13 protein-coding genes and 2 tRNA genes are annotated in these 18,312 nt (G+C 60.1%); 7 read left to right on the forward strand and 8 right to left on the reverse strand.

Translation table 11 applies throughout. The features are described 5' to 3' along the window. Positions 1-124: 124 nt before the first annotated feature. From pheT to GYN08_RS11275, 4 genes are all read right to left on the reverse strand, one after another. Positions 125-2,554 carry a phenylalanine--tRNA ligase subunit beta gene (pheT, locus tag GYN08_RS11260; RefSeq protein ID WP_166274289.1) on the reverse strand — a complete coding sequence of 810 codons (2,430 nt, stop codon included), beginning with the start codon at positions 2,552-2,554 and terminating at the stop codon, positions 125-127. 42 nt (positions 2,555-2,596) lie between these two features. Continuing rightward, on the reverse strand, positions 2,597-3,613 hold the full coding sequence (pheS, locus tag GYN08_RS11265; RefSeq protein WP_166274290.1) for a phenylalanine--tRNA ligase subunit alpha: 1,017 nt from the start codon (positions 3,611-3,613) through the stop codon (positions 2,597-2,599). Between the two features lie 427 nt (positions 3,614-4,040). Then, positions 4,041-5,963, reverse strand: coding sequence for a ribosomal protection-like ABC-F family protein (gene abc-f, locus GYN08_RS11270; RefSeq protein WP_166274291.1), 1,923 nt, complete (start codon positions 5,961-5,963; stop codon positions 4,041-4,043). A gap of 408 nt (positions 5,964-6,371) precedes the next feature. Further along, the gene (locus GYN08_RS11275) at positions 6,372-6,524 is read right to left on the reverse strand and encodes a hypothetical protein (protein ID WP_166274292.1); all 153 of its coding nucleotides are present in this window, start codon (positions 6,522-6,524) and stop codon (positions 6,372-6,374) included. Between the two features lie 175 nt (positions 6,525-6,699). Between GYN08_RS11275 and GYN08_RS11280 the strand changes: the two genes are divergently transcribed. The 4 genes from GYN08_RS11280 (at position 6,700) to GYN08_RS11295 (ending at position 12,461) form a co-directional block, all read left to right on the forward strand. Continuing rightward, positions 6,700-7,698, forward strand: coding sequence for a LacI family DNA-binding transcriptional regulator (locus GYN08_RS11280; RefSeq protein ID WP_166274293.1), 999 nt, complete (start codon positions 6,700-6,702; stop codon positions 7,696-7,698). 170 nt (positions 7,699-7,868) lie between these two features. Next, positions 7,869-9,419 (forward strand): glycoside hydrolase family 32 protein, encoded by a 1,551-nt coding sequence (locus tag GYN08_RS11285; RefSeq protein WP_166274294.1) that lies wholly within the window; start codon positions 7,869-7,871, stop codon positions 9,417-9,419. Then, positions 9,416-10,399, forward strand: coding sequence for a carbohydrate kinase family protein (locus GYN08_RS11290; protein ID WP_166274295.1), 984 nt, complete (start codon positions 9,416-9,418; stop codon positions 10,397-10,399). Before GYN08_RS11285 ends, GYN08_RS11290 begins: the two co-directional genes overlap by 4 nt. 34 nt (positions 10,400-10,433) lie before the next feature. Then, complete coding sequence (locus GYN08_RS11295) at positions 10,434-12,461, forward strand: sucrose-specific PTS transporter subunit IIBC (RefSeq protein WP_166274296.1); 2,028 nt, start codon at positions 10,434-10,436, stop codon at positions 12,459-12,461. A 95-nt stretch (positions 12,462-12,556) separates the two neighbouring features. Here GYN08_RS11295 and GYN08_RS11300 read toward each other — a convergent pair whose 3' ends face one another. The 4 genes from GYN08_RS11300 to GYN08_RS11315 form a co-directional block, all read right to left on the reverse strand. Beyond that, positions 12,557-12,763, reverse strand: a complete 207-nt coding sequence (locus tag GYN08_RS11300; RefSeq protein ID WP_166274297.1) for a hypothetical protein — start codon at positions 12,761-12,763, stop codon at positions 12,557-12,559. Positions 12,764-12,977: 214 nt separating this feature from the next. After that, positions 12,978-13,048 (reverse strand) — tRNA-Gly (locus GYN08_RS11305). A 22-nt stretch (positions 13,049-13,070) separates the two neighbouring features. Then, a tRNA-Pro gene (locus tag GYN08_RS11310) sits at positions 13,071-13,147 on the reverse strand. Positions 13,148-13,307: 160 nt separating this feature from the next. After that, positions 13,308-15,404, reverse strand: a complete 2,097-nt coding sequence (locus GYN08_RS11315; protein ID WP_166274298.1) for a putative bifunctional diguanylate cyclase/phosphodiesterase — start codon at positions 15,402-15,404, stop codon at positions 13,308-13,310. A gap of 397 nt (positions 15,405-15,801) precedes the next feature. Between GYN08_RS11315 and GYN08_RS11320 the strand changes: the two genes are divergently transcribed. From GYN08_RS11320 to GYN08_RS11330, 3 genes are read left to right on the forward strand one after another with little or no spacing between them, the layout of a single operon-like run. Then, complete coding sequence (locus GYN08_RS11320; RefSeq protein WP_166274299.1) at positions 15,802-16,062, forward strand: FeoA family protein; 261 nt, start codon at positions 15,802-15,804, stop codon at positions 16,060-16,062. Continuing rightward, on the forward strand, positions 16,059-18,077 hold the full coding sequence (feoB, locus tag GYN08_RS11325; RefSeq protein WP_166274300.1) for a ferrous iron transport protein B: 2,019 nt from the start codon (positions 16,059-16,061) through the stop codon (positions 18,075-18,077). The genes GYN08_RS11320 and feoB overlap by 4 nt, the downstream gene beginning before the upstream one ends. 25 nt (positions 18,078-18,102) lie before the next feature. Beyond that, positions 18,103-18,300: a FeoB-associated Cys-rich membrane protein gene (locus GYN08_RS11330; RefSeq protein ID WP_166274301.1), complete on the forward strand. Its 198-nt coding sequence runs from the start codon at positions 18,103-18,105 to the stop codon at positions 18,298-18,300. The last annotated feature ends 12 nt before the right edge of the window (positions 18,301-18,312 follow it).

The raw sequence follows: 18,312 nt of genomic DNA on the forward strand, positions 1-18,312 counted from the left end.
TCTGCTCCGCATTCTTCGGGTCTACGCCCAAAAACCGCATCCCTCTTCAGGAGTCCGGTCCGCCGAGCGGACCGGTGTCCTAAAGAATTCGATGCGGTTTTGCCCATCTCCTGCCGGAATCTGCTTACTTTCTCAATTCCGCGGCGAAAGTTTGTTCAAGACGCGAGACGGCGCTTTGATGGGCCGCGGCGACTTCTTCGTCCGTCAGCGTACGTTCCGGATGACGGTAAGTCAGCGCAAGCGCCACGCTCTTCTTGCCTTCCTCGACCCGGTCTCCCGTATACACGTCGAAGACGCGGACGTCTTCCAGCAGTTCGCCGGCGGATTCCCGCACGACGCGGATCAGCGCCCCGGCTTCGACCGCCAGGTCGACCACGACGGCGATATCGCGCTGCGCGGACGGATAGCGCGGAAGATCCCGGTATTCGATCTCCGGCGCCGCGCCCGCGTACAATTCGTCCAGCAAAATCTCGGCCGCGTACGTGTCGTCGAGATCGTAATCGCGCTGAAGCTGCGGATGCAGCTGACCCAGCGCCCCGATCCGTTTATCCGGCGCGCTCGCCAGATAGAGCGACGCGGAGCGTCCCGGATGGAAGCCGTCCGGCGAATCGGCGCGGAATTCGGCTTCCAGCCCCAGATCCTCGAGCACGCTTTCGACCGCGCCTTTCAGATCGAAGAAGTCGACTTTGCGAGCGGCGGAACCGATCGCGCCGTCCGCGCGGCTTCCGGTCAGCAGCAGACCCAGCATCGTCAGCTCCACCGGCTGCACGGTCACTTTCTGTTCGCTGGCATGGAAGACTTTGCCGATCTCGAACAGCGACAGGTCGGCGTTTTTGCGGTTGAGGTTGTACTGCGCCGATTCAAGCAGCAGCGGCACCAGGCTGGTGCGCAGCACGCTGCGTTCCTCGCTCATCGGCATCGCAAGCGGCACCGCATGCGTGCCGGCCGAGAACGACGTGAAATTGCGCGTGTTTTCCGGACGGGTGAACGAGTAGGTAATCGCTTCGTGGAAGCCGCCGCGGGTCAGCGTACGGCGGATCGCATGCCGGACCGCCTGGGATTTCGTATAAGAGCCCGGCGTCGTCGGTCCTTCGATGACCGTCGTCGGGATGTTGTCGTAACCGTGAATGCGCGCCGCTTCCTCGATCAGGTCGACGTCGCGAGTGATGTCGCCGCGCCGCGTCGGAACCTGCACGTCCAGCATACCCTGCGCGCTGTCCGCGCATTTGAAGTTCAGGCGCGCGAAGATCGCTTTGAGTTCCAGCATCGAGATGTCCGTGCCGAGGTAGGCGTTCAGCTTCGTCAGCGACAGCGGAATAGTCTTCTCCTGAATTTTGCCGCCGCCCTGCTCGGCGATGCCGTGCGCGACGGAACCTCCGGCATGGCGGGAGAGCAGCAGCGCGGCGCGGTCAAGCGCGGCGATGACCGCCGAAGGATCGACTTCTTTTTCGAAGCGCAGGCTCGCTTCGGAACGAAGGCCGAGCTTTCTCGACGTCTTGCGTACCGAAGAGCCGGAGAACTTGGCGGATTCGAGCGCGATGTTGACCGTGGTTTCCGTGACTTCGGTCTCCAGTCCGCCCATCACGCCGGCCAAGGCGGCCGGACGGTCGTCGCCGGTGATGAGCAGCATCGACGGATCGAGCTTGCGCTCCTGGCCGTCGAGCGTCGTCAGCGTTTCGCCTTCGCGCGCCGGACGCACGCCGATTTCTTTGCCCAGCTTGTCGGCATCGAACGCGTGCAGCGGCTGGCCGCATTCCAGCATCACGTAGTTCGTGATGTCGACCACGTTGTTGGTCGGGCGAATGCCTGCCGCCATCAGGCGGTTCTGCATCCACTGCGGCGACGGTCCGATCTTGACGCCGGAAATGTAGCGGATGGCGTAATGCGAGCACAGTTCGCCGTCTTCGATCGAGACGCCGACATGCTCCGAAGCGGTTCCGCCGGCTTCGATCAGATCGATCGAAGGCAGCTTCACGTCGCGGCCGAGAATGGCCGCCGTCTCGTAAGCCGCGCCGATCATGCTGAGGCAGTCGGAACGGTTAGGCGTCAGATCGAATTCCAGCACCGCGTCGTCCAGTCCGAGCACCTGCACGATCGGAAGACCGATTTCCGTGTTTTCCGGCAGCACGAGAATGCCCTCCTGCTGATCCTTCGGCAGCAGCTTGTCGTTCATGCCCAGCTCTTTGGCCGAACAGATCATGCCCTGCGAAGCCACGCCGCGCAGTTTGGCGTTTTTGATCTTGAAATCGCCCGGCAGAACGGCACCGACGACCGCGACGGGAACTTTTTGGCCGGCATCGACGTTTTTCGCTCCGCAGACGATCTGCAGATCTTCGCCCGATCCCACGTCGACGGTGCAGACGTTCAGCTTATCGGCGTCCGGGTGCTTCTCCTTGTGTTTGACATAGCCGACGACCACGCCGGTCACGCCCTGGTTGCGCTGTTCGATCTCGTCGATCTCGATGCCGGCGCGCGTGATTTTTTCCGCCAGCTGCTCAGGCGTCACGTCTTCGATTCCTACATATTCGGATAACCACTGCGTAGATACTTTCACTGCCCGCTCACTTCCTTATTCGTTATGGATTGTTTTTTATCGTTATTGGCGCGCGAACTGTTCCAGGAACCGCTCGTCGTTATTGTAGAAATGCCGGATATCGTCGATGCCGTATTTCAGCATGGCGATCCGCTCGGCGCCCATGCCGAATGCGAAGCCGCTGTACTGTTCGGGATCGTAGCCGCTCATCTCCAGCACGCGCGGATGCACCATGCCGCAGCCGAGGATTTCGAGCCAACTCGGCTCCGTCGCGCCTTTTTTCTTGTACATCACGTCGACTTCCGCGCTCGGTTCGGTGAACGGGAAGAAGCTCGGCCGCATGCGGATCTGTGCTTCTTCGCCAAACAGCTTCTGTATGAAGGTCAGCAGCGTGCCTTTGAGATCGCTCATGCGGATATTTTTGCCGATGACCAGTCCTTCGATCTGATGGAACTGGAACGAGTGCGTCGCGTCGTCGTCGTCGCGGCGGTACACTTTGCCCGGGCAGATGACTTTAACCGGCACTTCGCCGGCCATGCGCTGCATCGTACGCACCTGAACCGGAGACGTATGCGTTCTCAGCAGCAGTTCTTCCGTAATATAGAAGGAATCCTGCATATCGCGCGCCGGATGATCCTTAGGAAGATTCAGCGCTTCGAAGTTGTGGTAGTCGGTTTCCACTTCCGGCCCCTCCGCGATCTGATAGCCCATGCCGATGAAGATCTGCTCGATCTCCTCGATGACCCTCGTCAGCGGATGCACGGCGCCCCGCGGCAGCTTGCGTCCCGGCAGCGTCACGTCGATCGTCTCGGACGCCAGACGGCGCTCCGTCTCTTCGCGTTCGAACCGTTCGGCGTGCGCCGTCACGGCCGCGTCGATCGCGTCGCGCACCTCGTTCGCCAGCTGCCCGATGATCGGACGCTCTTCGGCCGACAGTCCGCCCATGCCGCGCAGAATTTCGGTCAGTTTGCCCTTTTTGCCCTGATATTTAACGCGCAGCTCGTCGAGATGCTTCGCGTCCGTCACGCCCTGAAGTTCTTCGAGCGCTTCGGCTTTCAATTGTTCCAAACGTTCTCTCATCGTTCGCAGACTCCTTTCCCGCCCGGGGAAGTATTGATGGTTGGCTTGCAGGTTCGGTTTTCTCCGTAAAACAAAAAGATCTTCCCGCCCCAAGGGACGAAAAGATCGCGTTACCACCCTAATTCAGAAACCTTCCCTCCGGCCCGCAGGCAGGGGAAACGACGCGGCCGCAGCGGCCGGGCTTCTCTCGGAGACGAGGATATCGGGTCGTCAATCCGGCTTCCCTAATGCGGAGCGGCAGGCGCCCGGTTCAGAAAGCGGCTCCGGAGCGAACTTCGGCGGCGGCGTGATCGTGGGAATGCTCTCAATCCACGGCATTCTCTCCCTGTACGGCGGCGTCGCTTACTCTTCTCCATCATCGCGATGTTCAATATGGTCAATCGAATACAAGATGCCTATCCATTCTACTAAAAAATCGGCGGCGGCGTCAACCAAAGGATGTGCTCCCGTCCGATCGCTTCACGGCCAGCTCCGCCAATTCCTTTTTCACCTCGCGGATCTCGGCCATGACTTCGGCGGACACCGCTCCGCGCAGCGCGCCGCCTGCCGGCTCCTCTTCGCCTTCGTTCGCCCGATTCTCCGCTTCTCCCCGCAGCAGCTCCGCCAGCCTCAATTCCAGTCTCAGCCGCCGTTCGTTCTCCTCGCGGCTCTCCGGCTCTTCTTCCCGCAGCCTGCGTCTCTCCTCCTGCTCGGCCATCGTTCCTTCGAACAGCGTCAATCCGCCCTGCCCGTCCAGCTCCGCGATCCGGTTGGCAGCCCTGCGCACCAGCATCCGGTCATGCGAGACGAGCAGCAGCGCGCCCCGATATCCCGTCAGCGCGTCTTCCATCACTTCGCGGGTATCGATGTCGAGGTAGTTGCTCGGCTCGTCGAGCACCAGCAGATTGGCGCCGCCGAAGTACAGTCGGATAAACGCCGCCCTGCATTTTTCGCCCATGCTCAGATCGCCGATCGTCTTGAACACGTCTTCGCGGGAGAACAGGAAACAGCCGAGCAGCGTGCGCGCTTCCGTCTGCGTCATATTGGGCATCTCCAGCAGGGTATCCAGCAGCGTTTTTTCCAGCGGCAGCCCTTCCAACTCCTGAGAAAAATAGCCGATCTTCACGCCGGGATGCAGCGTTACCCGCCCGTCGGTCGGCTCAAGCCTCTGCGTCGCCAGACGCAGCAGAGTCGTTTTGCCGCTTCCGTTCGGCCCGCGCACCGCCAGCCGATCGCCGCGATCCAGCCGGAAATGCGCATCTTTCAGAATGACCCGCTCCCCGTAGCAAAAATCCGCATGTTCGAACCGCAGCAGCGTCCGCGCTTCGAACCCTTCGTCTTTCAGATTCATTTTCATCCGCGGCGCTTTGCGCACGCTGCCCACGCTTTCGGCTTCCAGACGCTCGAGCTGCTTCTGCTTGGCGTGATAGCGGGAAACGTTCTTTTTCGCTTTGGCTTTGTAGTAGCTCTGCGTGATCTTGACTTCGCTTTGATGCGCCGCCGAATTGTGGGCCTGAAGAAACCACTGCTGGTAGTTGCGGATCGATTCTTCCAGCGCTTTGCGCTGCTGCTCCTGCTTGCGGTGCAGCGCTTCGTGCTCCCGCAGTTCCCGCTCCTTATGGCCTTTGTAATCGGTATAGCCGCCGCGGTATTTGACGATCCCGTCCGGATTCAGTTCGCAGACCGCCGTCGCCACCTCGTCGATAAACTGCCGATCGTGCGAGACGAACAGCAGCGTGCCGGCATAGCTTTTAAGCTGCTCTTCCAGCCAATGCAGACTTTCTTCGTCCAAATGGTTGGTCGGTTCGTCGAGGATCAGCAGCTTCGGCGACTTGGCGAGCAGCGCCGCGAGGCGCACTCTCGTCTTTTGCCCTCCGCTGAGCGAAGCATACGGCAGCTCCCACGCCTCCCGCGGCATGCCGATGCGCCGCAGCTGCTTCTCGACCTCGTTTTCCCAACCGAAACCGCCTTGCGCCTCGTAAGCTTCCAGCGCCGGTCCGTAGGCTTCCAACGCCTGCGCCGCGCGCCCGTCGCCCGCGCTCATCTCCGCCGTCAATCGGTCCAGCCGTTCCTTGAGCGCATGCAGCCTGCCGTTTTCAAGGTAAGCCCGCTCCAATGCGGTCATCCCCTGCGGAACTTCCTCCTGCTGCTTCATCATGCCCCATTCTTCGAGCGGCAGCATCCGTTCGACGGTGCCGCCGCCCGCTTCCTCCATACCGGCCAGAATGCGCAGCAGCGTCGTTTTCCCGCAGCCGTTGCGTCCGAACAGCGCCAGCCGCTCGCCTTCCGTCACTTCCAGGTTTACCTTTTCGAACACGGGCCGTCCGTCCCATTCCTTCCGCAAATCTTTGACCGTGATCCATGTACGCATACACGCTTCATCCTCTCTATCCGATAAAGTCGCAGACAAAAAAAGTCCGCAGGACGGCAATCGCCGCTGCGGACTTCGAGTCGGATGGAAAAAGAAACGTATGGTTGCGTCGGAGCTTGCGATCGTATCCCGATAAGCGGGTACGCAAAAAAAGGCAGCCGGCTCCCGACGGAAGACAGACGTATCCCTCTCGCACTCATGCCGCAGCCGAACGATCGAGCGTCCGCCTGTCGTGGTCCGCTTTCTTCGAATCGTTCGAAAAAACGCGGATATGCCGAGTTAGATGAGGTGGTACATCTTGTTATCCATCGTATAGTGGTTACCTCTCGAATTCTACAGAATGGCCGGACTCTGCCGACACGGCCAGTATAACGGAACTTCCAGCTCCGGACAACCCTTTTTTCCCGATCAGCCGAATAAAAAGCCCCATACGGCATGCAGTCCGGTCCCCGCCAGAACCAGCACGCCCCCTACAAAAGCCAGATAAGTCAACAGGCCGATCCCCGCGATCAGCGCCAATCCGATTCCGTTTCCCCGTTTTCCGTGCATGCGGTTTTCCATACCGGTACCACTCCCCGTTTCTCCGATGGAGCTTTCGCCTTGTGATTCTCTCCCCGGCTAAAAAGCCCTTCCTTTTCTTTATCGGCATCCCTTCGCTCTACCGATACCCTTTTCTGCAAAAGTTCTGTGAACGTGGTAAAATCGGCGTAGCGAAACGTAAGGAGAATCAGCGGACATGAACAAAAACATATCGGATATCGCACGGATGGCGGGCGTCGCCAAAAGCACGGTGTCCCGCTACCTGAACGGCGGCTCCGTCAGCGCCAAAACGAAGCAAAAACTGGAACGCATCACCCGGGAAGCCGGCTATGTGCCCAACACGTTCGCCCAAAGCCTCAAAGCCAAGCGCAACAACCTGATCGGCACTATCGTACCCCGGCTGGACTCGTTCGCCGCGGCCCAGACGATGACCGGAATCGACGAAGAGCTGCGCGAAGCGGGCGGACGCATGCTCGTGTACAACGCGGGGCAGGATCGAACCCGGGAACTCGAGGCGATGACCGATCTGGCGCGGCAAAAAGTATCGGGAATCATTCTGATGCCGGCCCAGGTGACGGAGGAGCATCTGCGGACCGCCGAAGCCGCGGGCATTCCCGTGCTGCTGATCGGTCAGAGCAATCCGGCGCTGCACAGCCTGGTGTACGACGATTACCGCGCCGGACTGCTGATGGGCCGCCACGTGCTGGATATGGGGCATCGGCGCATCGCCTACCTCGGGGTAACCGAAGAGGACGAGGCGGTCGGCCTGCGGCGCAAGGAAGGCTTCCGGGCCGCCGCGCAGGAATGCGAAGATTGCGAAATATTTTATTACGAGAGCAGCTTCAAGATCGAAGACGCCCGCCTGGCCGCGGAGCGGATTCTGGACGAATGCCTCCCTTCGCTGATCGTCTGCGCCACGGACAATATCGCGCTCGGCGTCATGAAAACGGCCCATATGCGCGGCTTGTCGGTCCCGTCGGAACTGTCGATCACCGGCTTCGGCGGCTACGAAGTAACAGGGATCATCCACCCCGCGCTGACGACCGTCCGCTTTCCTTATTACGAGGCGGGAAGGCTTGCGGCGCGCAGCATGCTCAGGCTGACGGCGGGCGAAGAAGTGAAGCGGCTTACGGTCATCGACGTCGAGCTACTGCCTCAAGAAAGCGTTGACAATTTGAACACAGCTTCGGTATAATGCAATCGGAACCGGTTCCTTTTTGTTCTCCGATACGGAGCGGACAAAGGAACCGGGAACGACCGATCAGACGGAACGATTATTGTTTGCATTCTTTTGGAACCGGTTCCTATTTTTAATCTTTTTCGGAACCGGTTCCGAAAAATAATGACCGGAAGAAGGCCAGTTTGATGAACATGACGCGACAACAAAAATACCGGCTGATCCGGCAGGCGGAACCCGGCGAGCTCCGGCGTTTGGCCGAACTTGCCGACAGCTGCGCCTGGAGACAGACCTACCATATCCAGCCGCACGCCGGACTGCTGAACGATCCCAACGGCTTCGCTTACTACGGCGGCGAATACCATCTGTTTTATCAATGGTTTCCGCTCGGTACCGATCACGGCATGAAATATTGGTACCATGTCGTCTCCTCCGATCTGGCGCACTGGAGAGACGCCGGAATCGGACTGGAGCCGGGCGGCCCTTACGATTCGCACGGCGCCTACTCGGGCAGCGCGATCGAAAAAGACGGACTGCTGCATCTGATGTACACCGGCAACACGCGGGACGGCGAGTGGATTCGCCATCCGTATCAGTGCCTGGCGGTGATGGACGCAAACGGCAGCATCGTCAAGCGCGAACTGCCCGTTATCGCCGAAGTGCCGGAAGGTTATACGGATCATTTCCGCGATCCGAAAGTATGGCGCGACGGCGATTCGTACCTGTGCGTGATCGGCGCGCAGCGCGCCGACCTGACGGGAGCGGCCGTGCTGTACCGCTCGCCGGACCTGGTCGACTGGAAGTTCGAAGGCGAAATTAGCACCTCCCTGCCGGATTTCGGCTATATGTGGGAATGCCCGGACTACTTCGAGCTGAACGGCGCGGGCGTGCTGCTGCTCTGTCCGCAGGGCCTGGAACCGGACGGCGAACGCTTCCGCAACGTTTACCAATCCGGCTTCCTGCTGGGCAGCCCGCTGAACGCGGCGACCCGAGAATTCGAACACGGCGAGTTCGTCGAGCTCGACCGCGGCTTCGATTTCTATGCGCCTCAGACGACGGAAGGTCCGGACGGCAGGCGGCTGCTTGTCGGCTGGATGGGACTGCCCGACCTGGAATATCCGACGGACGGCAAAGGCTGGGCGCACTGCCTGACGCTGCCGAGAGAGCTGTCCGTCCGCGCCGGCCGGCTGGTTCAGCGGCCGGCGGCCGGCCTGGAAAGCCTGCGCGGGGAGGAACGTTCCTTCTCCGCCGTGCTGAACGACGAACGACGCGCTTTCGAAGGCGCGGAGGGCAACGCTTACGAGCTGCGCTGCACGATCGAGCCGTCCGAAGCTTCCGGCGGCGGCGTCTTCGGCATCGAATTCCGCACCGGCGAAACGGAGCGCACCGTGCTGACCTACGTCGCCGGCCGGCGCGCGGTTGCGCTGGACCGCTCCCGCTCCGGAGCTCCCGTCGCCCCGGAATACGGCACGACCCGAAGCTGCGCCGTCGAAGGCGATAACGGCCGAACGATCGAATTCCGGCTGTTCGTCGACGTATCGTCGGTCGAAGTATTCGTCGGAGACGGCGAAGAAGTGTTTACGGCCCGCATTTTCCCCGATCCCGCAAGCACGGGAATTTCGTTCTTCGCGGACGGCGGGAGCGCGGCATTCGAAGCTTCATATTGGCCGTACGGCGGCGGCGCGATTCCGCGCGGACTGCCGGCCGACATTATCGATTACGGGAAGGTGACGCCATGAACCGGCTGTATGCGATCGGCGAAGTGCTGATCGACTTTATCCCTCTGCAAAAAGGCTGCGCGCTCAAAGACGTTACGGCGTTCGAACGGGCGCCGGGCGGAGCCCCCGCCAACGTGGCGGCGGCCGCCGCCAAATACGGCGCTCCTTCCTCCCTGCTGACCAAGCTGGGACGCGACGCCTTCGGCGACTTCCTGCTGGAAGAGTTGGAGCGGGCGGGCGTCGACACGGCGCATATTCCGCGAACGAACGACGCCAATACGGGGCTCGCTTTCGTCTCGCTCAAGGAGAACGGGGAACGCGACTTTTCTTTCTATCGCAATCCGTCGGCGGATCTGCTGCTGTCCGAGGAGGAGATCGATCCGGCTCTGTTCAAAGCCGGCGACATTTTGCATTTCGGCTCGGTCAATCTGGTCGACAGCCCGATGAAGCAGGCGCACCGCAAAGCGATCCGCGCCGTCAAAGCGGCCGGCGGCCTGGTCAGCTTCGATCCGAACGTACGCCTTCCGCTGTGGGACGACGCCGACAGCTGCCGGCGCGCCATCCTGGAGTTTCTCCCGAAAGCGGATCTGGTCAAGATCTCGGACGAAGAGCTGGAATTCGTGACCGGCATCGCGGATCCCGAAACGGCGCTCCACTCCCTGCTGCGCGGCGACGTGAAAGCGGTCGTCTATACGCGCGGCGGCGACGGAGCCGAGCTGTACACGGCTAACGGCCGTTGCGTGTCGCCGGGATACAAAGTCGACGTTCAAGACACGACCGGCGCAGGCGACGCCTTCGTCGGCGGGTTCCTGTTCCATCTGCTGAAGCAGGGCGCTTCGCCGGATAATTTGACGGCCGTGCTGGAACAGCATCACGGCGAAATGCTCCGGTTCGCCAACGCGAGCGGAGCGCTGACCACCACGAAAAAGGGGGCTATCTCCGCCCTTCCGACCATCGAAGATATCCAAAAGCTCATGGACTCGCAGCACGCTCCGGCTTAACCGGCATTTTCCATTAAAGAGAGGAATGAACGACATGTCCGAAAACCGCGATATCGCCCTCGAAGTCGTCGAAGCCATCGGCGGCCGCGAAAATATCGCCTCGTTCGCGCACTGCGCGACCCGGCTCCGCATCATGGTGCACGACAACGAAAAGATCGACCAGAAACGCATCGAAAATACCGACAAGGTCAAAGGCGCCTTTTTCAATTCCGGGCAGTATCAGATCATCTTCGGCACCGGCACCGTTAACCGGATCTTCGAGGAAGTCGAGAAGCTCGGCATCGAAAGCACGTCCAAGGAAGACATCAAAAGCCAGGGCAAAAAACAGGGCAACGCCTTCCAACGCGCCATCCGCACGTTCGGCGACGTCTTCGTTCCGATTATCCCCGTTCTCGTCGCGACCGGCCTGTTCATGGGCCTGCGCGGCCTGCTGACCCAGGATCAGGTGCTGGCCTGGTTCGGCATGACCAAAGACGGCATCTCGCCGAACTTCCTGCTGTTCACGGAAGTGCTCACCGACACGGCGTTCGCTTTCCTGCCCGCGCTCGTCGCCTGGTCCGCGTTCCGCGTCTTCGGCGGCAGTCCGGTGCTGGGCATCGTGCTCGGCCTGATGCTCGTCAACCCGGCGCTTCCCAACGCTTACAGCGTCGCAGACGGCAGCGCCGAGGCGCTGACGATGTTCGGCTTTATTCCGGTCGTCGGCTACCAAGGTTCGGTACTGCCCGCCTTCTTCGTGGGACTGATCGGCGCCAAATTCGAGAAGTTCCTGCGCAAAAGAGTGCCCGAAGCGCTGGACCTTATCCTGACGCCGTTCATTACGCTGCTCGTCATGATTACGCTCGGATTGTTCGCGATCGGGCCGGTGTTCCACTCGCTGGAAAACGTCGTCCTGCACGGCACGACCTTCCTGCTGGATCTGCCGTTCGGCATCGCGGGCCTGCTGATCGGATTCTTCCATCAGATCGTCGTCGTGACGGGCGTGCATCATATCTTCAACTTCCTGGAGATCCAGCTGCTTGAGCGAACGGGCGCCAACCCGTTCAACGCGATCATCACATGCGCGATGGCGGCACAAGGCGCGGCGTGCCTCGCGGTCGGACTGAAGACCAAAAACACCAAGCTGAAGGCGCTCGCGCTGCCTTCGTCGCTGTCCGCTTTCCTCGGTATCAGCGAACCGGCGATCTTCGGCGTCAATCTGCGTTATATGAAGCCTTTCGTGATGGGTCTGATCGGCGGCGGCGTAGGCGGGTTCCTGGCGTCCCTGCTGCACCTGGCCGGTACCGGCATGGCCGTTACCGTTATCCCGGGCACGCTGCTGTACCTGAACAACCAGCTGCCGCTGTACATCCTGTGCAACGTCGCCGGCGCGGCCGTCTCGTTCGCCCTGACCTGGCTGTTCGGTTATAAAGACGAGCAGACGACAGTCGAGAACGCCGCCGGCGCTTCCGAAAATGCGGCGAAAGCTTCCCGTCAGCCCGCAATTCCGGCTCCGGCCCTCACTTCCTCTTCCGCCGAGAGCGCTCCGGAAACTTCCGCCGCGCCCGGGAAGGCCGAAACGTTCGTCGACGTCGAAGCTTCCGAACTTTTGGAAGTCCAGGCTCCGATGAGCGGACGAGTCGTTCCTTTGTCGGAAGTGCCGGACCCCGCCTTTGCGGAAGGGCACATGGGCCGGGGAATCGCGATCGAGCCTTCGGAAGGACGAGTCCTCGCGCCGTTCGACGGCACGGTGGCGCTGGTCATGGACAAGAGCCGCCACGCCGTTATTCTGGAGCACGACAGCGGCGCCCAGCTGCTGATCCACGTCGGAATCAATACCGTATCGCTCAAAGGCGAAGGATTTACCGCGCACGTGCAGACGGGCGACCGCGTTCGTGCGGGTCAAACGCTGCTGGAATGCGACCTCGACGCGATTCGGACAGCGGGCTTGTCGTCCGTTACGCCGATTCTCGTGCCTGACGGCGTCGATGCCGTCCTGGACGTCGTTCCCATGAGCGAAGGTTCGGTATCCGCGGGAGGACAGGCCGTGCTCGGCATTCGCCACTCTGCCGTCGCGCCTTCTTAACGCGTTCGGTTCTCCGATTCCGAATTTCACAGCAAGCCAAAAAAATCCCGCCGGCAGCGTGTCCGGCGGGATTTTTGCGTCATTTTCAATTGTGCTCACAGATCGACACGGAAGGAATGATCGTGACGTCCATGCCATTCGCCGTTGATCTTCACCTGCAGCAGCGTATACGCTTCGACAACTCCGCCAAAATCGACCACTTCATCGGTATCATGCGCGTCCACGACATAAACGAGCACCTGCAGCAGCGCGGCCGCCAGCAGGTCCGCATCGCTGCGCAGCTCCCTATATGTATCGTTCATTCCTTACTCCGCCTCCTGTCCGAGCCTCCTCGCAAAGCAAAATCGGCCCTGCCTGATGTCCCAGGGCAAGGCCGATTCTTTCGGTAATTGCATTGTACCAAGCGAACAAGCAAACGTCCAGTGCTTCTTGCCGTTATCCCGCCGTAAGATTCGAAAGGGCAGCCAACGCAAAAAAAGAACCGCTGCAGCGCAGCGGTTCTCTTAACATTCGATAAGCGGGTGATGGGAATCGAACCCACGCTACCAGCTTGGAAGGCTGGAGTTCTACCATTGAACTACACCCGCATATGTAAGTGGAAAAATAAAATGGTCGGGACGACACGATTTGAACATGCGACCCCCTGGTCCCAAACCAGGTGCTCTACCAAGCTGAGCTACGTCCCGACATTGTGCAGAAGATGTTGCCTTTTGATTACTGCGTCCTCTTGAGGACAAGAAATAATATACCATGTATCAAAAAAGATTGCAAGCATTATTTCAAAAAAAAAGCGTTTCGCCGTTCGACTTAAGCAAAACGCTTTTTCTGTCCGCGGATTTCCGAGCTTTAGCCCAGCTTTTCCCTGCGCAAAAACATTCGTTCGAAGCGCTCCGCAGGCACCGGCCTGCTGAACAAGAACCCCTGCGCTTCATGGCATCGCTGACTGCGCAAAAATGCGAGCTGCTCTTCGTTCTCTACCCCTTCCGCCGTTACTTTCAGCTTCAGGTGATGCGCCATAGAGGCGATCGTGGACACGATCGCGGCGTCGCTTTGTCCGTTCATGACTTCGCTGACGAACGAGCGGTCGATCTTCAGCCGGTCGATCGGCATGTTTTTCAAGTAATGCAGCGAGCTGTAGCCCGTGCCGAAATCGTCGATGCTGATATGCAGGCCGAGCTGCTTGAACCGCTTCAGCTGTTCGAAAGCGGCATCCTTATCCACGGTCATGCTTTCGGTAATCTCCAGCTCCACGTATTTCGCCTCAAGTCCGATCCGTTCCAGCATATGTCCGATCTGCTCGGCCAGTCTCGGCTGGCGGAACTGGCGGATCGACAGGTTGACCGACATGCAGAGCGGCGCGTACCCTTTGTCCTGCCATTCCTTATTCTGGCGGCAGGCTTCGTACAAAACCCATTCGCCGAGCGGCACGATCAGGCCGCTTTCTTCCGCGAGAGGAATGAATTCGCCGGGAGACACGGGGCCGCGCTGCGGATGATTCCAGCGCACGAGCGCTTCCATGCCCAGAACCGCTCCGTTTTCGATCGACATTTTGGGCTGATATTCCAAGTAAAATTCGCCCCGTTCCAGCCCTTTGCGCAGATCGCTTTCAAGAACCAGCTTTTCCCGGGCGATCGTCGTCATTCCCTTGGAGAACCGTTTGACTTCGGCCCCCTGTTCTTTGGCCAGATGCACGGCTGCGTCCGCGCTCTGCAGCAGGCCGTCAGCGGCAAGCCCGTCTTCGGGATAGACCGCAATGCCGGCCGATAGAGCCACATAATGCTCCATTCCGCCCACATTGACCGGACGCTCGAATTCTTCGAGCAGCGCATGCGCCCTTTTCATGGCCTCTTCCCCGCCGCTGTCGGGAAGCACGACCGCGAATTCGTCTCCGCCGGTACGGAATACTTCCTCGGGTTCTTTCATATGGTTCTGCAGCATTTCGGAGACGATTCCCAGCAGACGGTCCCCCGCCTCGTACCCGAGCGAATCGTTGATCGTCTTGAACCGGTTGATGTTCAGCACCATAAGCGCCGTCTTGCCGGAATAAGCTTTGTCGAAACGCGAATCCAGCTTCGCATGCAGGCTTCTGCGATTCGGCAGGCCGGTCAGATCGTCGTTGTAGGCCAGGAACTCGATCCGGTCCTCCGCTTCGCGCCGTTCGCGCAGCGGCTCCGCAATCGCCATACGCAGCCCCTGGCTTACCAAAATGGCGTAGGCCAGCGCGTGCAGGCCCGAGGCCAAAAGCAGCGGAACGCCCGAGACGCTTCCGGCCTGGAGCAGCAGCAGCTGGCCGGCCGCAACAAGTCCCAGCGATTGCGACGCGACCCAGAGGGCTTTGATCCGTTTGCGGCGGTAACGAACAAACAAATTCGCCGCGGCGAACAACGACGCGCCGAGCGCAAGCACGCTCAGCGCCAGTTCGACGCCGGCCGCCCCGGCGGCAGACAGCTCGGCACGCACAAAGAACAAAATGCCCGCCAGCGCGGCCGTCGACAGCGGAAGGCCGAAATACAGCAGCGGATTCGGGACGCGGCCCGGACGGTTCGGCAGGAGGAACAGCAGCAGCAGGCCGGCCGCGTACACGAGCGCGGCCAACGACAGCAGCCATTCGCTGCCGGCGCGGCCGGGTGCCGAAGCCGTTACGAAATGCCGCAGGTTGGTCAGCAGATAGAGCAGCTCGATCGAACCTGCGGCTCCCATCAGTTTGACCATTCGCTTGCTGTAGCTTCCGATCCTTCGATCGAACAGCGGCGTCGCGTGGAAATAGACCGTCAGACAGGCCGTAACCGAGAAGCAGGCGGTCAGCAGCAGCAGAGCCGAAGCCCAGCGGCTGCCCGCCCCCACGGGATAATAAACGGTTTCGATCACTTCGGATACAAGGACGAGAACAAAGACGGAAAGAAGATAGAGAGTCAGTTGACGCGTCGCTGAAGTTGGGTTCATGAATTCACTTCCGTCCTGCTGGGATGTCATATAATCGGATCATTCTCACCTTCGTTTAGATTCTACGCCGGCCAGCTAACTCCTGCCGCGCTTCGTCAAAATGAGACAAATTTCTTTTATGCGCGGAGAAACAGGTTTCTCTTCCGGAACCCGTTTTCTCTGCTTATGCTTTGTTCGCCGCCCGACGGACCCGGAGCGGAAAAGGCCGTTTTTTTAGCTTTTTCATCATACTTAAGGCAACTTGCAAAGTAAAGCGGAAATACCGCTTTTGTATGACAAATATCACAGCTGCTTTTCGGGATATAATGATACATTACAAAAAACTAACTGATATTCATTCTCATTCAACCGCGGGATCGACCGGTATCGGACACCGCTATTTTATAGGAGGAATCCAATGTTTCGACAACAGGCAGTAGAAGGCCGGCGCCAGGCGCTGGCAAGCGTAAAGCCCGGCGATTCCGCCGAAGTCCGCGGATTGAACGGCATCAGCCCTATGCTGCGCCGCCGGCTGCGCGATTTGGGCGTTGCGGAGGGAAGCGTGCTGACGGTGCTTCGCCTGGGACCGTTCGGCGGTCCGCTGACCTTCGAATGCGCCGGACAGCATATCGGCATTCGCAGGGAAGAAGCCGGACGCATGGAGGTCGCCCCGCTATGAATCAATTCGCTCTCGTCGGCAATCCCAACACCGGGAAAACTTCGCTGTTCAACACGCTTACCCGTTCGTACGAGACGGTAGGCAATTGGTCGGGCGTGACGGTCGAGAAAAGAGTCGGCACGCTGCGCGGACGCGGCGGCCGGCTCATCGATCTGCCGGGACTGTATTCGCTGCTGCCGCTTACCCCGGACGAAGGCGTAGCCGCTCGCTTTTTAATGGAAGAAACGCCTTCTTCCATTCTTAATATCGTTGACGCCTCGCAGTTGGAACGCAATCTGTACTTGACGATCCAACTGCTGGAATGCGGGCGTCCGATGCTGATCGGACTCAACATGGTCGACGTGGCCCGCAGCCGAAACATCGCGGTCGACGCGGGCGCGCTGCAGCGCGAACTGGGCGTTCCCGTCGTGCCCATCGTCGCCCGCAAAGGAACGGGCTGCGCCGAAGTCCTGCACGCTCTGGGCGGGCTCGAAGCTTCTCGAAGCGGCGGCTTCCGGATCGACTACGGTCCCGCAGTCGAAGCGGGAGCGGCGCGCCTTGCGGCTCTGCTGAGCTCAGGAGGGACGGCCTCCGCTTCGGATCCCCGCTGGACGGCGCTGCAGCTGCTGGAAGGCAACGAAGCGGTACGCGCTTCGCTGCCGGCGGCCGTTCGACCGGCCGAAGTCGATTCGATTCTGGAGCAGACCGCGGAAGAACTGGAATCTTCGGGCCTTGAAAGCGACATCCCCTCCTATCTGCGCAGAATACGCACGGAACGCATCGCGCAGATCTGCCGGAGCGCCCTGGACCGTTCCGGGCAGCGTCTCCATACGGCAACCGAGCGGATCGACGCGATCGTGACCCACCGGATCCTCGGCATTCCTCTTTTTCTGGCTCTCATGTTCCTGATCTTCAAGCTGACGTTCGACTGGCTGGGCAGCCTGCTGTCCGACGTGCTGGACGGCTTTATTTCGGGCTCTCTCAGCGGCGCGATTTCAACCGCGCTGACCTGGCTTGGCGCTTCGCCGTTCACGCATGCGCTCGTCGTCGACGGCATCGTGGGCGGAGTCGGCGGCGTGCTGGTGTTCCTGCCGCAGATCTGCATTCTGTTTCTGCTGATTTCATTCATCGAAGACTCCGGCTACATGGCCCGGATCACGCTGTTGATGGACCGGACGATGGAAGCCGTCGGACTCAGCGGCAAAGCGTTCATTCCGTTCATTATCGGTTTCGGCTGCAACGTGCCCGCGATTATGGCCGCTCGAACGATGGAACAGCGCAAAGACCGGCTGCTGACGACGATGCTCGTGCCTCTCATGTCCTGCTCCGCCCGGCTTCCGGTATATGCGCTGTTCGCCGGCGTGTTTTTCGCTTCGAACCGCGCTCTTGTCGTCATGGGACTGTATTTGCTGGGCATGGTACTCGCTCTTGCGCTGGCCAAGCTGTTTTCCCGCACTCTGCTGAAAAGCGAACCGTCCCTCTTCATCGTCGAACTTCCTCCTTACCGCATGCCGCAGCCGCTGTCGCTGCTGCGCATGACATGGGAGAAAGTCAAAGGATTTCTCCGCAAGGCGGGCACGATCATTCTGGCCGGCTCGATCATCATCTGGTTCCTTTCGAATACGGGGCCGGGCGGCGTAGGCGTCGATATGAACGAGAGCTTTCTCGCCTCCATCGGCGGCGCGCTGGCCGGGCTGCTGAAGCCTATCGGCTTCGGTACGTGGCAGGCGGGCGCGGCTCTTATTACCGGATTCATGGCCAAAGAAGTCGTCGTTTCCACTATGAATATCATTTATCAGGTTCCCGACATGGCCGGGCTGGAACACCAGGTCGCCATGGCTTTTACTCCGCTGCAGGCGTTCAGCTTCATCGCCTTCATTCTGCTGTACATCCCCTGCCTGGCGACGGTCGGCGTAATCCGTAAAGAAACGGCTTCATGGCGCTGGACCTTTTTCTCGATGGGCTATTCGCTGGTGCTCGCTTACATCGTCGCGCTGATCATTTACCAGGGCGGCAGACTGGTCGGTCTCGTCTGAATCCCGGCAGAAAGGAAGATTCCTTATGATCAACTGGATTATCATCGGACTGGCGTTCGCTTATTCCGTTTATGTCCTCGTTCGTTTCTGGAAAAAAAGCAAAAGAGGCGCCTGCGCGGGCTGTGCGGTCCAAGCCGGCGGACAGACTCCCGCCGGCTGTCCCGGCTGCGCTTCCGGCCTGTCGGAGGAAGCGCTGGAAGCGATACGAAGCCGCCGCGCCTGACCGGCCGATAGA

The sequence above is a fragment of the Saccharibacillus alkalitolerans genome, from assembly GCF_011090185.1.
GTDB classification, from domain to species: Bacteria; Bacillota; Bacilli; order Paenibacillales; family Paenibacillaceae; genus Saccharibacillus; species Saccharibacillus alkalitolerans.

Coding starts and splice junctions, on each gene's coding strand:
- GYN08_RS11295 (WP_166274296.1), top strand. CDS start 10,434: ATGTCCGAAAACCGCGATATCGCCCTCGAAGTCGTCGAAGCCATCGGC.
- GYN08_RS11280 (WP_166274293.1), top strand. CDS start 6,700: ATGAACAAAAACATATCGGATATCGCACGGATGGCGGGCGTCGCCAAA.
- GYN08_RS11320 (WP_166274299.1), top strand. CDS start 15,802: ATGTTTCGACAACAGGCAGTAGAAGGCCGGCGCCAGGCGCTGGCAAGC.
- pheS (WP_166274290.1), bottom strand. CDS start 3,613: ATGAGAGAACGTTTGGAACAATTGAAAGCCGAAGCGCTCGAAGAACTT.
- GYN08_RS11315 (WP_166274298.1), bottom strand. CDS start 15,404: ATGAACCCAACTTCAGCGACGCGTCAACTGACTCTCTATCTTCTTTCC.
- feoB (WP_166274300.1), top strand. CDS start 16,059: ATGAATCAATTCGCTCTCGTCGGCAATCCCAACACCGGGAAAACTTCG.
- abc-f (WP_166274291.1), bottom strand. CDS start 5,963: ATGCGTACATGGATCACGGTCAAAGATTTGCGGAAGGAATGGGACGGA.
- GYN08_RS11330 (WP_166274301.1), top strand. CDS start 18,103: ATGATCAACTGGATTATCATCGGACTGGCGTTCGCTTATTCCGTTTAT.
- GYN08_RS11300 (WP_166274297.1), bottom strand. CDS start 12,763: ATGAACGATACATATAGGGAGCTGCGCAGCGATGCGGACCTGCTGGCG.
- GYN08_RS11290 (WP_166274295.1), top strand. CDS start 9,416: ATGAACCGGCTGTATGCGATCGGCGAAGTGCTGATCGACTTTATCCCT.
- GYN08_RS11285 (WP_166274294.1), top strand. CDS start 7,869: ATGAACATGACGCGACAACAAAAATACCGGCTGATCCGGCAGGCGGAA.
- GYN08_RS11275 (WP_166274292.1), bottom strand. CDS start 6,524: ATGGAAAACCGCATGCACGGAAAACGGGGAAACGGAATCGGATTGGCG.